This is a genomic window from Roseovarius sp. THAF27 (genome assembly GCF_009363655.1).
Lineage (GTDB): Bacteria > Pseudomonadota > Alphaproteobacteria > Rhodobacterales > Rhodobacteraceae > Roseovarius.
This window is the reverse complement of sequence record NZ_CP045393.1, coordinates 3,096,819-3,109,286: the sequence shown is the minus strand read 5'-3', so window position 1 is coordinate 3,109,286 and position 12,468 is coordinate 3,096,819. Positions and strand designations below refer to the sequence as shown.

General features: G+C 69.6%; 12 protein-coding genes. 3 read left to right on the top strand and 9 right to left on the bottom strand.

What is annotated here, in order from left to right; translation table 11 throughout:
- The first annotated feature begins 107 nt into the window (after nt 1-107).
- A complete protein-coding gene (locus FIU89_RS15480; protein ID WP_152493429.1) occupies nt 108-668 on the top strand; it encodes a helix-turn-helix transcriptional regulator in 561 nt (186 codons plus the stop codon).
- A gap of 14 nt (nt 669-682) precedes the next feature.
- Here FIU89_RS15480 and FIU89_RS15475 read toward each other — a convergent pair whose 3' ends face one another.
- The 8 genes from FIU89_RS15475 to FIU89_RS15440 form a co-directional block, all read right to left on the bottom strand.
- Entirely contained in the window at nt 683-2,461 is a 1,779-nt protein-coding gene (locus FIU89_RS15475; protein ID WP_172978138.1) for a TadG family pilus assembly protein, read from the bottom strand.
- Nucleotides 2,448-2,894, bottom strand: coding sequence for a TadE/TadG family type IV pilus assembly protein (locus FIU89_RS15470; protein WP_152493427.1), 447 nt, complete (start codon nt 2,892-2,894; stop codon nt 2,448-2,450). Before FIU89_RS15470 ends, FIU89_RS15475 begins: the two co-directional genes overlap by 14 nt.
- A gap of 4 nt (nt 2,895-2,898) precedes the next feature.
- On the bottom strand, nt 2,899-3,870 hold the full coding sequence (locus FIU89_RS15465) for a type II secretion system F family protein (RefSeq protein WP_152493426.1): 972 nt from the start codon (nt 3,868-3,870) through the stop codon (nt 2,899-2,901).
- Nucleotides 3,863-4,804, bottom strand: coding sequence for a type II secretion system F family protein (locus FIU89_RS15460; RefSeq protein ID WP_152493425.1), 942 nt, complete (start codon nt 4,802-4,804; stop codon nt 3,863-3,865). Before FIU89_RS15460 ends, FIU89_RS15465 begins: the two co-directional genes overlap by 8 nt.
- Nucleotides 4,805-4,807: 3 nt before the next feature.
- Nucleotides 4,808-6,505, bottom strand: a complete 1,698-nt coding sequence (locus FIU89_RS15455; RefSeq protein ID WP_152493424.1) for a CpaF family protein — start codon at nt 6,503-6,505, stop codon at nt 4,808-4,810.
- Nucleotides 6,502-7,716, bottom strand: a complete 1,215-nt coding sequence (locus FIU89_RS15450; RefSeq protein ID WP_152493423.1) for a hypothetical protein — start codon at nt 7,714-7,716, stop codon at nt 6,502-6,504. Before FIU89_RS15450 ends, FIU89_RS15455 begins: the two co-directional genes overlap by 4 nt.
- A 97-nt stretch (nt 7,717-7,813) precedes the next feature.
- On the bottom strand, nt 7,814-8,023 hold the full coding sequence (locus tag FIU89_RS15445; protein ID WP_152493422.1) for a Flp family type IVb pilin: 210 nt from the start codon (nt 8,021-8,023) through the stop codon (nt 7,814-7,816).
- 397 nt (nt 8,024-8,420) lie between these two features.
- Complete coding sequence (locus FIU89_RS15440) at nt 8,421-8,855, bottom strand: Lrp/AsnC family transcriptional regulator (RefSeq protein WP_152493421.1); 435 nt, start codon at nt 8,853-8,855, stop codon at nt 8,421-8,423.
- 109 nt (nt 8,856-8,964) lie between these two features.
- Here FIU89_RS15440 and FIU89_RS15435 point away from each other — a divergent pair, with 109 nt between their 5' ends.
- Both FIU89_RS15435 and FIU89_RS15430 read left to right on the top strand, forming a co-directional pair.
- Nucleotides 8,965-10,095: a type III PLP-dependent enzyme gene (locus FIU89_RS15435; RefSeq protein ID WP_152493420.1), complete on the top strand. Its 1,131-nt coding sequence runs from the start codon at nt 8,965-8,967 to the stop codon at nt 10,093-10,095.
- 311 nt (nt 10,096-10,406) lie between these two features.
- Nucleotides 10,407-11,483 (top strand): DUF2235 domain-containing protein, encoded by a 1,077-nt coding sequence (locus tag FIU89_RS15430; RefSeq protein WP_152493419.1) that lies wholly within the window; start codon nt 10,407-10,409, stop codon nt 11,481-11,483.
- Nucleotides 11,484-11,548: 65 nt separating this feature from the next.
- Here FIU89_RS15430 and FIU89_RS15425 read toward each other — a convergent pair whose 3' ends face one another.
- The gene (locus FIU89_RS15425) at nt 11,549-12,046 is read right to left on the bottom strand and encodes a PaaI family thioesterase (RefSeq protein WP_152493418.1); all 498 of its coding nucleotides are present in this window, start codon (nt 12,044-12,046) and stop codon (nt 11,549-11,551) included.
- Between the last annotated feature and the right edge of the window lie 422 nt (nt 12,047-12,468).

Sequence of the window (12,468 nt, the reverse complement as noted above, 5' to 3'; positions counted from 1 at the left end):
GCGTGCATGGAGCCTGAAATCGTCGACAATTTAGAAACAGTTACCTCAAAATTGCCTCAATTTGCGGTAAGGTTGCCCGCGGAATAACGCGAACAGGAGGTGACGCGATGTCACGGATTTGGGTATTTGGGTGTGTCTTGGTTTCGGTCATCGCGGCCCTGAAGACGCTATTGGTTCTTCACTTTGCCTTTGCGGAAGCCGAGGCCGCGCCGAGCATGGCGGTCGTCTCGGGGCTTTTCGCGCTGTTTTTCGCGCTGACGGCGGTGGTGGCCTATGTCGCCTGCACGCAGTTGGCGCGCCACGTGGTGCAGAAGCGGAAGGAAAAGCTGGCCCCGGGCATGAGCGAACCCATCGCCAAGGAAACGGTGATCCTGCGCCATGCGCCGGACTGGGGCCTGTCGCAGGCCGAGGCGGACGTGGCGATTTTCGTGGCGAAGGGGTTTTCCAACAGCGAGATCGCCGAGATGCGGGGCAGCGCCATCACCACGGTGAAATCGCAGCTGGGCCGGATCTATCAGAAATCGGGACTCGAATCGCGGTATCAGCTGATCGCCTTCGTCACCGACGAGGTCGTGTCGATGGCGCGCGAGGTCGAGGAACCGGCGACGAAGATCAGCACGCAGGATGCGCTGCCGCTGGTCGGGCGCCGCAAGCAGCACGTCGCCTGACACCGCGGCCGGGCTTACTGCACCAGCCGGATGAGTTCGCAGTGATGGCCGGTCAGGGTCAGCTCGCCCGCGCCAAGCTCCAGCCCCACATCTGCCAGCACGCCGTCGACCACGCCGTCGACAGGCGTGGTGAGCGCGGCCAGAAGCTGGCCGGGAAGGTTGGCGAGCAGGGTGTTGACGACGGGCGCCGCAAGGCCGGTGACAAGGCCCTGCTGGTCGGGTTTCACACGGATCTCCGTGGTTTCGGATGACAAAAGCGTGCTGACGGCGTTCGTAACCAGCTGTTCCGAGCCGAAGCTGCGGACGGTGTCGCCTGCGGCCACGTCGCCGCGGGTGAAGGTGATGGTTTCGGTGTTCGAGCGGCCCAGTGCGACGTGGCTGCGGGCCTGGACCACGAGATCGGCCAGCACCAGGTCGGGCAGGAGCGGCACGGGGATCGCGATGCGCACGGTCAGAAGGTCGGCAAAGCCGAGGCTGGCCGGGTCGATCGCGGCGGTGGCGCTGGTGCCCGCGGGCAGGGTGCCGAGGTAGAGCGCGGCGACCGAGGTGCCGTTCGCGGGGTGCAGGGGCGTGTGCGAGACCGAGAAGGACGCCGCGAGATCCGAGGCGCGCGCGGCAGTGCAGCTGATCTCTTCCAGCGAGGCGGTGGCGCCGGCGAGTTCCACGTAGAGCGGCACGCGCAGGCGGGTGGCCGTGACCTCGGGGGCGAGCCCGGTCAGCAGGCCGGGATCGGCGTCGATGTCGAGCGCCAGGCGCGCGGCGGCGCGGTGCAGTTGCACGCCGTCCTCGCCCAGGGCGACCCAGCCCGAGCGGGCGGGCGGTTCGCCGGCCGAGAGCCGCGCGTCGACGCCGACGACGCCGGTGACGTCCAGCCCGAGGCCCAGGGATGCGGTCTCGATGGCCTCGGCGGCGACCACGGCCTTGACGATATCGAGGGCCGTGACGTCGATTTCGGTCAGGAAACCCGTGGCGGTGAGGCCCAGGCGGGTGTCGATGCCGCCGACGACGGCGGCGACGTCGATGTCTTGCCCGGCAGCGGCGCTGGCAAGCCCGGCGAGGCTGCCGGCGAGGGCGGGCGGAAGGTCGGAGGCAAGTGCGTCAAGCAGGGTGTCGGCGGTGGTGACGGCATCGAGCACGTCGGCGGGGTTGCGCGACGTGCCGCCGGAGAGGGCGTCGAGCGTCTCCATCAGGGTGCCCAGATTGACCTGCGCCTCGGCCAGAAGGCCAAGATCGCCCGCGTCGATCTGCGCCCCGGCGCCGTATTCCGCTGTGAGCACGGCGTTGAGCGCGGCGGGGTCGAGGTCGGCCAGGTGGCTGTTCAGTGAAAAGCTGGCCGCGCCGGTGCGGGTGGCCAGGGCGCTGCGATTGAGCGCGACGGTGGAGGCGCCGCTGAAGATCTGGCCGAAATAGAGCGGCGCGTCGTCGGTGAGCGTGACGAAGGCGGCATTGACCGGCGCGGAGTCGTCCTCGGAGGCCACGAACCGCTCGGTTCGGGGGATGGCGGGGTTGCGGAAGTAGCGCCCGGTTTGCAGGTCGGTCAGCGTGGAGGCGGCCCGGCCATTGTTGGTGATGGCGTCGATGGCGCGGTCCCGGACGGCGGAGGTGTCGGCCATGGCGGTGAGTGCGCCGAGGTCACTGGTGGCCTGAAGCCGGGCGCGGTCGCGGTAGAGCGAGGCGACGTCGACGCCCAGGGCCACGAAGCCGAAAAGCACCGTCAGCATCAGCGACACGATGATGGCCACGGCGCCGGACTCGTCGTGGCGGAAGCGGGCGATGCGGTCAGTAAGCGACATAGGCCTGCCCCTCGATGGTGTCGATCCCGAGGCCGAGAAAGCCGTTGGCCACGTCCAGCAACGTGCCTTCGGCCGCATAGGTGACGTTGACGGTGATGCTGCCCATCGCCGCCCCGGAATAGGCGAGCGAGGTGGAGAGCGCGTCGTCCGTCAGCAGTGGATAGCGGGTGGCGCCCTCGGCCAGGTAGGTGGTGGCGATGTCGCGCCGCTCGGTCTCGTCGAGGCCCGCGACGGAGGCGCGGGCGGCCCCGGCGGCCAGCTGGTGCACCGAATGGCTGACGCCCATGTAGAAGCCCAGGGTGATGATACCGAGGATCAGCGCCAGCAGGATCGGCGCGATCAGCATGAACTCGATGGCGACGGCGCCGGAGGTGTCACGGGCGAATTGACGGGCGAAGCGGCGGGCGGCAGTGGTGAGATGGCGCAGGGTCATGGTCTCAGCGTCCCGCGAGGATGTTGTCGAAGACCGAGAGCCCGGCGGGGCCGACCAGCACCACGAACACCGCCGGCATGATGCAGAAGATCAGCGGCACGGTCATCAGGACGGGCAGGCGGGCGGCCTTTTCCTCGAGCGCGATCAGGCGGTTGGCGCGTTGTTCGGCCACCAGGTTGCGCATGGCGCGGGCAAAGGGCGTGCCGTAGGTGTCGGACTGGTCCAACGCTTGGGTGAAGATCGCGATTTCGGGCAGGGGCACGCGGGCCGAGAGCTTGGCATAGGCGGTGCGGCGGTCGTTGGTCATGGAGATCTCGGCGACCATCTGCTGCATCTCGGCGGCAAGTTCGGGCGTGCTGTAATGCAGTTCGCGCGCGACGCGGTGCAGGGCCTGCTGCGGGCCCTGGCCGGCCTCGGAGGCGATCACCAGGAGTTCCAGCAGGTCGGGAAAGCCGCGGCGGATGCGGGCGAGGCGGGCGCGGCGTTTGCTGTCGACCACCATGTCGATGCCCATCGACATGCCGAGCGCCACGGCCAGTACGATGGCCGAGGGAATGAGCGCTTGCATGCCGATGGGGTAGACGGTCAGGACCCAGACGCCACCGGACAGGAAGGCGCAGACGGGCAGGACCGTTTTCAGGAAAGCGTAGACGAGGAGGGCGTCGCGGCTGCGATAGCCCGCCGAGCGCAGGTCGGCGGCGGTGTCGCGGGCCTCGCCGCCGAGGATCACGGAGAGGCGTTCGCCCAGGCGCAGGACGATCCGGCGCAGCCCGCTGCGCAGCCAGGCGAAGCTGCCCGAGCCCGCGGTGCCGGGCGCGGCGCGGGGGCCGAGCGTCAAGCCGCCGGCGCGGCGCAGGCGCAGCATGAGGCCGGCGCGCCGGCGTTCGATGTCGACCAGCGCGCCGAGGCCGAGCGTGGCCAGGATCACGCCCGCGAAGGCCATCCAGGACAGGATATTCACCGTCGCCTCAGACATCGGGACGCCCCATGCGGGCCATCAGGTAGACCCCGAGCGTGACGCTGGTCAGCGCGCCCGCGGCCATCACCTGGCCGCGCGGATCGGTGAAGAGCGGTTTGAGATACGCACCGTTCAGCACGAAGAGCGCCAGCGCGATGCAAAAGGGCAGGGCCGCGAGGATCATGGCGCTGGCACGGGCCTCGGACGAGAGCGCCCGCGCCTTCTTGCGCAGCTTGCGGCGTTCGCGCAGCTGTTCAGCCAGGTTTTCCAGCGTCTCGACGAGGTTGCCGCCCGAGTCGGCCTGCAGCGCGGTGGCGACGGCGAAAAAGCCGATCTCGGCGGTGCGCATCCGCATGTAGAGGCCCGCGAGGCTGTCGGGCAGGGGCGTGCCGAGGCAGATCTCGCCGTGGCAGCGGGCGAATTCGGTCTGCACGGGGCCGGTGGTGGTTTCCACCACGATGCGCAGCGAATCCGCGATGGGCCGTCCGGCGCGCAGGCCGCGGGCGAAGATGTCGAGCGCCTCGGGCAGGCGTTCGGTGAAGGCGGCCTGATAGCGGGTGCGGGCGTGGCGCAGCACCGCGACGGCGAGGCCCACGGGCAGGGCCACGGCCAGCCCCAGCGCCAGGACAGGGTTCATCCCGGCATAAAGCACCGCCAGGCCATAGATCGCCACGGCGACGATGGTGACCTGGATGCAGATGTCGCTGGGCGCGACGTTGAGGCCGGTCTGGGCCAGCAGCGCCTCGATCCGGGCGGTGAGGCCGCCCCTGTCGCCCTCCATGCGGATCACGCGGCGGGGCGGTTCGAGCGCCGCGGCGCGGGTCTGGGCGAGGCCGCGCCGGAGCCGCGCGTGTTGGCGGCGGCGGGTGCGGTCGACATGCACCAGCACCCACAGCACGAGGGCAGTGAAGGTGGCGATGCTGGCCGTCAGGGCGATGAGAAAAAGGCTCATGGGTTATCCTCTCAGCACGGCGTCGAGATCGGCGCCGACGCCGTAGTCGGCGGCTCGGCTGGCGAATTTGGGGCGATAGCCGGAATAGCGGAACTGGCCGCGCACCTCGGCGCGGCTGCTGTCGGGGTCGGTCTCGAAGGTGAAGAGATCCTGGAGGGTGACGACATCGCCTTCGAGCCCGGCGACCTCGGAAATCGAGGTGATGCGGCGGGTGCCGTCGCGCATCCGGGAAATCTGGATCACCAGCTGCACCGCGTCCGCCAGCTGGCGGCGCACCACGCCCGAGGCCATGTCGAAGCCGGCGAGCGCAGCCATGCTCTCGATCCGGGTCATCGCCTCGCGCGGGGAATTGGCGTGCAGGGTGCTCATCGAGCCGTCATGGCCGGTGTTCATGGCCTGCAGGAGGTCTAACACCTCGTCGCCGCGGATCTCGCCGATGATGATGCGGTCGGGGCGCATCCGCAGGGCGTTGCGCACCAGCGTACGCATGGTGACCTCGCCCTTGCCCTCGACATTGGGGGGGCGGGTCTCGAACCGGACCACGTGAGGCTGCTGGAAGCGCAGTTCGGCGGCGTCCTCGATGGTCACCAGCCGTTCGGTGGCGGGGATGAAGGCGGAAAGCGCGTTCATCAGCGTGGTCTTGCCCGAGCCGGTGCCGCCCGAGACCAGCACGTTGAGGCGCAGGTGGGCGGCAAGCCCCAGAAAGCCGGCCATCTGTTCGGATAGGCTGCCGTTTGCCACGAGGCTTTCCAGCTTCATCGGTGCGGCGGGAAACTTGCGGATGGTGATGGTGGGGCCGTCGATGGCCAAGGGCGGGATGGCGACATTGACGCGGCTGCCGTCCTTGAGGCGGGCATCGACCATCGGCTGCGCCTCGTCGATGCGGCGGCCGACGGCGGCGACCATGCGGGAGGCCACGGCATGGACATGGGCGTTGTCGCGAAAGCGCGTGCCGGTCAGTTCCAGCTTGCCGCGCCGCTCGGCATAGACCTGCGCGGCGCCGTTGACCATGATGTCGGTCACCTCCTCGTCGGCCAGCAGGCGTTCGAGCGGGCCTAGGCCCAGCATGTCGGCCAGCACGGCCTGCACCAGGTCGGCCACTTCGCGCCCGTTGAGGTGCATCTTGCGCTGCTCGGAGATGCCGTGGATGGCGTCGTGGATGCGGCTTTCCTGGTCGGCGCGGGGCAGCGCGGCCATCTCGGTGAAGTCGAGCAGTTCCGAGAGGGCCTGGATCATCTCGCCGACCATGGTCGAGACGTCGGAGCCGGCGGTGGTGGCGGCGTTGACGGATTGGATGAGGGCAGGCAGCTTCGGCTCGGGCGCGGACCTGGGCGTGCCATTCGCGGGCCTTTGGGCCGGGGCGGGGGGTCGCGCGGCGGGACGGGCCGGGGCATCAAGAGGCGCGTGCGGGCACGGCTGCTGCGGCGACGCGGCCCCGGCCCGGGCCGGTGTCGGCACGCGTATCTGCGCCTGGGCATCGGACAGGCCGGGGGCTGTACCGCCCAGGGCCGCCACGGCCTGCGCCAGGAGGGCACGCTGCTGGCCGAGCGAGATCGGGGTCTTCGCGGCCTCGACCACGAAGGTGAGGGCGGTGTTGACCTTTTCCTCGACCGACAGGCCGTCGGCGTCGATCCGGCGTGCGATGTGCAGCACGCGGTCGAGCGCGGGACGGTTGTCGTGCTCGACGACCTCGTGTTTCATCCGAACAGCCTCTTGCGGGGCGTGGCCTTGCGCGGGGCGGCCTTGGCCGCGGCGGGGTCCGTGGCCGCGTCGAAAACGGTGCGCACGGCGCGGGCCCAGGGCGACCGGGGCTGCAGCGTGACGAGCGGCCGCGCGGCCTTGTGCGCCTTTGCCAGCGCCGACGTGCAGCAGGGCAGGATCGCGGTGAGGGGCATGTCGAGCGCCTTGGCGATGTCCTTGTGGCGGATGCCCGCATCCTTGAGGGTTTCCGACAGCACGGCAAGGATCGGCATGTCGGGATGATCCGCCCGGACCTGGCCGATCAGGCGGCTGGCGGCGTTGACCCCGGCAAAGCCCGCGGGCAGGACCAGCACGAGGCGGTCGAGCGTGCCGATCACGTCGGGCTGGCGCAGGACGAGGCCGCGGGGCAGGTCGGCGATGACAGTGTCGAACGCATCGCGCAGGCGCGGCAGGAGCGCCGCGAGGCCGGGTTCGTAGTCGGCGGCGGTCTGGTCGCGGCGCACCTGGCCGGAATAGAGCGAGAGCGTGTCGCTGATCTGGTCCATGGTGGCGGTGATGAATGTACCGTCGACCCGGGCAGGCGCGCGGAGCGCGTCGAAGAGGCCGCGCGTCTCGTCGCGGTCGAGGTCGATCGCCTGGCTGCCGAACTCGAGATCGGCATCCAGGAGGGCGGTGTTTCGCGCGGCGCCTTTGGAGGCGGAGGCGTGCGCGGCGAGGTTCTGGGCCAGCAGGCTGGCGCCGGTGCCGCCCTTGCAGCCGATGACGCCGATGGCAGGCCCGCGCTGGGCCTGCGGTTCGGCGACGGCTGCAGCGAGACCGACCGCCGGCGGCGTCGCCGTGGTGGCGGCAAGAATGTCGGAGGCCTTGGCCGGCAAGGCGAAGTAGTCGCGCGCGCCGGCTCGCCGCAACGCGCGGTAAGTGGCGATGTCGTCGACGCGGCCCAGCACGATCACCTCGATGCCGGCGCGGGTCAGTTCCGCGACGCATTCTGTCGCCATGTCGAGGGAAAGCTGGCCCATCTCGGCCAGGATGCACTTGACCCTCGACGCGTTGGGCAGAAGCCGCGCTGCCCCGCTGAGGCCGCCGCCGTGGATCGCCTTGGCCGCCTGTTTGCTTTCCGCCAGAACGGCGCGGGCCGTGGCGGCGCCGGTATCGGAACAGACATAGGCCTGGAGCGACGGGGCGACGCCGTCTTGGGTGTCGAAGGGCATGGGCGGTCTCCGGGGGTAAAGAGTGTCGACGTTCGATGATTGCGGAGCGGCCCAACAGGGTGTGGGGGGCCGCTCCGGTGGCGACCGGCAAGGCCGGTTATGGCGAGCCGGTGCCGTTGGCCTTCTGAAGTTCGGTTTTCATCGTGGTGAAGCCGGTATGGGTTTCCGTGCCGACCTCCGAAACGGTGACGATGATCACGGCGCCGATGAGCGCGGCGAAGAGGCCGTACTCGATGGCGGTGGCACCGTCCTCGTCGCGGGCGAAGGTGCGGGCGAGGGTCTGGATGGATTTGCGTGCGATGGTCATGGTCGTTTTCTTCCGTGGTTGTCGTGGTTGTCGTGGTTGTCGTGGTTGTCGTGGTTGTTGAGTGCGGGTCGTGGCGACCCTCGTGTGGCTTGAGAGTGGCGCGGCGCGGCGAAGTACGAAATCCTTCCTCGGTCGGTGCGGTGCTTTACGACCCGATCGTCGGAAGGTCGTCCGACCAAGGTCGTACGGAATCTTGCCCCGAAATTGGCGGAAGCGGGCGCGGATGTGGCGATACCGTGGCGGGGCTCGAGGGGGTCGGACGCGGAATGATTTTCCGGGCCAGGGACGGGCGGGAACCGGCGCGGAAAAAGGCGGGAAAACCGGCCCGAACGGGCTGGCTCGGACGAATCGGTCGTGCGGCGGGGAGGTCCCGGATCAGGTCCGGGACGTGGCGCGCCTAGTGCCCGCGGTCGAGCTTGGTGGCGAGGTGGATGAGCGATTCCGATCCGCGCACGCCCTTGGCGTCGCCGATCCGGTCGAGCGTGTCGTCAAGCTCTTCGGTGGTTTCGGCCTCGAGCGTGACGATCAGGTCGAAACGCCCGGAGGTGGTGTGCACGCGGCGCACATTGGGCAGCGATTGCAGACGCGAGAGCACGGTGGGCTGGCTGCGGGCCTCGATCTGGACAAGGGCGGTGGCGCGCAGGGGCGCGCGGCGCGCGGCGTTGAGGCGCAGGGTGTAGCCCAGGATCACGCCGGAGGTTTCCAGCCGGTCGAGCCGGGCCTGGACGGTGGTGCGCGCAAGGCCCAGCCGCCGGGCGAGCGTGGCGACGGGCATGCGCGCGTTTTCCTGCAGGAGCGCGATCAGCGCTTCGTCAAGTTCGTCTGTTTGCATGATTCCCTCGGCGTTTTGCCGACATGTTACGACATTTCGTACAATTTGACCCGACAAATCCACGCGGTTTCGCTTCACACTAAAGAAAAGACCATCAACGAGGCGACACATGCAGCATCAGACATCCACGTGGCAGAGCCCGCTGGCTCATCTTGTACGGCACCGCCCTGACGTGCCGGTTCTTTATTTCAGTCCCGAGGTTCTTCAGGCGACGGCGCGCCGGTTCCTGGACGGGTTCGACGGGCTGGTGACCTATGCGGTCAAGGCCAATCCGGGCGACGAGGTGCTGGCCAACCTGGCCGCGGCGGGCCTCACGGCGTTCGACGTGGCGAGCCCGGCGGAAATGCGGGCGGTGCGGGCCGCCGCGCCCGGGGCGGTGCTGCATTACAACAACCCCGTGCGCTCGGTCGCGGAGGTCGACACCGCCGCGGCGATGGGCGTCGCCTCGTGCTCGGTCGATTGCATGTCGGAGCTGGAAAAGCTGGCCGGCCTGCCGCGCGACCTGGAGGTGACGGTGCGGCTGGCGCTGCCGGTGCGCGGCGCGGCCTATGATTTCGGGGCCAAGTTCGGGGCCGCGCCGGAGGCGGCGGCGGCGCTGTTGCGCCGGGTCGCCGGGATGGGATTTCGTCCCGGCATCTGCTTTCATCCCGGCACGCAATGCGCCGACCCGGCGGCCTGGGGGGCGTATGTGAGGGCCAGTGCCGAGGTGGCGCGGATGGCGGGGGTGACCCTGGAGCGGCTGAACGTGGGCGGCGGGTTCGCGGCGCACCGCTCGGGGGCGGCGCCGGACCTGGAGGCGATTTTCGACCACGTGGCGGAGGTGGCGCGCGCGGCGTTCGACGTGCCGCCCGCGCTGGTCTGCGAGCCGGGGCGGGCGATGGTGGCCGAGGCGTTCACGCTGGCCGCGCGCGTCAAGGCGGTGCGCCCGGACGGAAGCCTTTTCCTCAACGACGGGATCTACGGCGCGCTGGCCGAGGCGCGGGATATCGACGCGCTGACGCGGGTGCGGCTGGTCCGGCCCGACGGGCAGCCGCGCGGCGGTGCGCCGGTGGCGCGCGTGGTCTTCGGGCCGACCTGCGACAGCCTGGACCGGCTGCCCGATCCGGTGGCGCTGCCCGAGGATGTGGCCGAGGGAGATTACGTGCTGTTCGAGGGGATGGGCGCCTATTCGCGGGCGCTGGCGACGCGGTTCAACGGCTATGGACCGGACGGGCCGATCATGGTGACGCGGCTGTCCTGACCGGGGCGGGTGCGGAAAGCCGAGGGCCGCGCGCACATTTGTCGGGCTGAAACGCGGCGGCGGAGCGTCGGGCCCGCGCATCGGCGCCGGGCCTCTTTGCGGTCCGCGAGAGGGCGGGGCGGTGCCGGGGCAGGTTTCACCGCGACGACCGGCGTCGTCGCGGAGCGGGCGCGGGCTGGCCCAGGCCACAAGATCCCCACGGCGCGTCGCGTGACGGCGGTGCCAGGGAGAAAACAGGGTGCCGGCAAAAGCGCGGGAGCGGTGTGCAGGGTCCTTTACCCCGGGCCGGGTTTGGGGGATGCTGGTCTGCGATGAGCTGGACGAAACGCATTGGCCGGGCTGTCCGGCGGCTGGTTGGCCTGACCCGTGGCGAACGGGTGCGGACCAGGCATGTCGCGCGGGGCGCGGTGAGCCATGTCATCATCCTGGACGGCACGATGTCGTCGCTCGATCCGGGCTATGAGAGCAATGCGGGCCTGACCTTCAAGCTGCTGAACGAGACGGTGGGCGTGGGCATGTCCCTCTACTACGAGCCCGGGGTGCAGTGGCCGGACTGGCGGCGCACCGGCGACGTGATGCTGGGGCGCGGGATCAACCGGCAGATCCGGCGGGCCTATGGCTATCTCGCGTCCCGCTATCGGCCCGGCGACAGGATCTTCCTGTTCGGGTTCTCGCGCGGGGCCTATGCCGTGCGGTCGCTGGCCGGGGTGATCGACCGGGTCGGGCTGTTGCAAGCGGAAAATGCGACCGAGCGGCAGGTGAAGACCGCCTATCGCCATTATCGCGACGAGGCGGCGGGGTCCGCCGCGGCGGAATTCACCCGCGCGCTGTGCCACGAAAGCTCTCCGATCGAGATGGTGGGCGTCTGGGACACGGTGAAGGCACTGGACTGGTCCGGCCCGCTGATCTGGCGATTGCTGACGCCGAAGAACGCGTTTCACAGTCACGCGCTGGGGCCGCATATCCGGCATGGTTATCACGCGCTGGCGCTGGATGAGACGCGGCGGGTCTATACCCCGGTGATGTGGGAAACCGAGCCGGGCAGTACTGCGGGCGAGGGCCGGGTGGAGCAGGTGTGGTTCCGGGGCACCCATGGCGACGTGGGCGGGCAGCTGGACGGGTTCGAAGCGGCGCGGCCCCTGTCCAACATCCCGCTGGTCTGGATGCTGGAGCGGGCCGAGGCGCATGGGCTGACCCTGCCCGAGGGATGGCGCGCGCGGTATCCGACGGACCCCGACGCGCCGTCGATCGGCAAGTGGCGCGGCTGGGGCAAGATCTTCTTGTTCCGCAAGGCAAGGGTGGTGGGGCGGGACCCGTCCGAGCGGCTGCACGAGAGCGTGCAGGGCCGCGGCGCGCCGGATGCGACCGATGCGCAGGCGGTGATGTAGGCGCGGGCAAAACTTTCGCGAAAAGTTTTGCCAAATCTTTTGTCGAAAAGATTTGGCGCGGGGGGTCAGGCGGCGTCCATGATCAGGCAGGTGGTGCTGCCGGTGGCGTAGAGCTTGCCGTCGTCGCGGCCGCGCAGTTCGCCCACCGCGGTGGCGGTGCGGCGGCCGCCATGTTGGGTGGTGCCGGTGGCCACCGCCGCCATGCCCAGGGGAAGGGCGCGGGTGATGTTCACCTTGTATTCGAGCGTCGTGTAGACTTGGCCCTTGTCCAGCAGGGTCATCACCGCGCAGGCCATGCAGGAGTCGAGGATCGCCCCGTACCAGCCGCCATGGACCCCGCGCATCGGGTTGAGCGCGCCGAAGCCGGGCGTGCCTTCGAACACCACCCGGCCGGGATCGGCGGAGAGCGGGGTGAAGCCGAGCGTGGCGCCGATGGGCGGGGCGGTCAGGCGGCCCGCGATCATGTCGCGCATGAAGTCGAGGCCGGAGCGCGACAAAAGCGCGTCCTTGTCGGGCATCTGGTCGAGCGATGTGGCGATGAAGGGGCGGGCCGTGTCGGTCATGGCGGCACGCTAGTCCGGGCCGGGGAGGGTGGCAAGCCCGCCCCGGCGGCGGGGCATGAAAGCATCACGGATTTCGCGGGTCGTGGCGGTGATGGAGGGGCTGCTTTTTGAGGCGCAGAAGGTTTGCGATGCTTGGCAAAAGCTGGCTGTGCGGACATTGCCGCCGTTCACGACGGAGGCGAGCGTCAGCCCCTGGGGTGGCGATCCGACGGCAATTCTGAAGCACTTTATGCCTGCCAGATACATCCTCGGAAAGATCGGTGCGCCCAGCCTCGCCAAATCGCCAGCCCAAGGGAGCGGCCGACGATGGCCGGGCCGCTTCGCGGCTGTTAACCGGCCGGGGGCTCGATGCCAGTGTCTCTCACGGGCTCGATCCCGGCATGTGTTGCGGGCGGCACGAATGTCGGCTTTGTGGTCGAGAC

Coding starts and splice junctions, on each gene's coding strand:
- FIU89_RS15455 (WP_152493424.1), bottom strand. CDS start 6,505: ATGAAACACGAGGTCGTCGAGCACGACAACCGTCCCGCGCTCGACCGC.
- FIU89_RS15440 (WP_152493421.1), bottom strand. CDS start 8,855: ATGCAAACAGACGAACTTGACGAAGCGCTGATCGCGCTCCTGCAGGAA.
- FIU89_RS15425 (WP_152493418.1), bottom strand. CDS start 12,046: ATGACCGACACGGCCCGCCCCTTCATCGCCACATCGCTCGACCAGATG.
- FIU89_RS15465 (WP_152493426.1), bottom strand. CDS start 3,870: ATGTCTGAGGCGACGGTGAATATCCTGTCCTGGATGGCCTTCGCGGGC.
- FIU89_RS15460 (WP_152493425.1), bottom strand. CDS start 4,804: ATGAGCCTTTTTCTCATCGCCCTGACGGCCAGCATCGCCACCTTCACT.
- FIU89_RS15480 (WP_152493429.1), top strand. CDS start 108: ATGTCACGGATTTGGGTATTTGGGTGTGTCTTGGTTTCGGTCATCGCG.
- FIU89_RS15475 (WP_172978138.1), bottom strand. CDS start 2,461: ATGTCGCTTACTGACCGCATCGCCCGCTTCCGCCACGACGAGTCCGGC.
- FIU89_RS15470 (WP_152493427.1), bottom strand. CDS start 2,894: ATGACCCTGCGCCATCTCACCACTGCCGCCCGCCGCTTCGCCCGTCAA.
- FIU89_RS15450 (WP_152493423.1), bottom strand. CDS start 7,716: ATGCCCTTCGACACCCAAGACGGCGTCGCCCCGTCGCTCCAGGCCTAT.
- FIU89_RS15435 (WP_152493420.1), top strand. CDS start 8,965: ATGCAGCATCAGACATCCACGTGGCAGAGCCCGCTGGCTCATCTTGTA.
- FIU89_RS15445 (WP_152493422.1), bottom strand. CDS start 8,023: ATGACCATCGCACGCAAATCCATCCAGACCCTCGCCCGCACCTTCGCC.
- FIU89_RS15430 (WP_152493419.1), top strand. CDS start 10,407: ATGAGCTGGACGAAACGCATTGGCCGGGCTGTCCGGCGGCTGGTTGGC.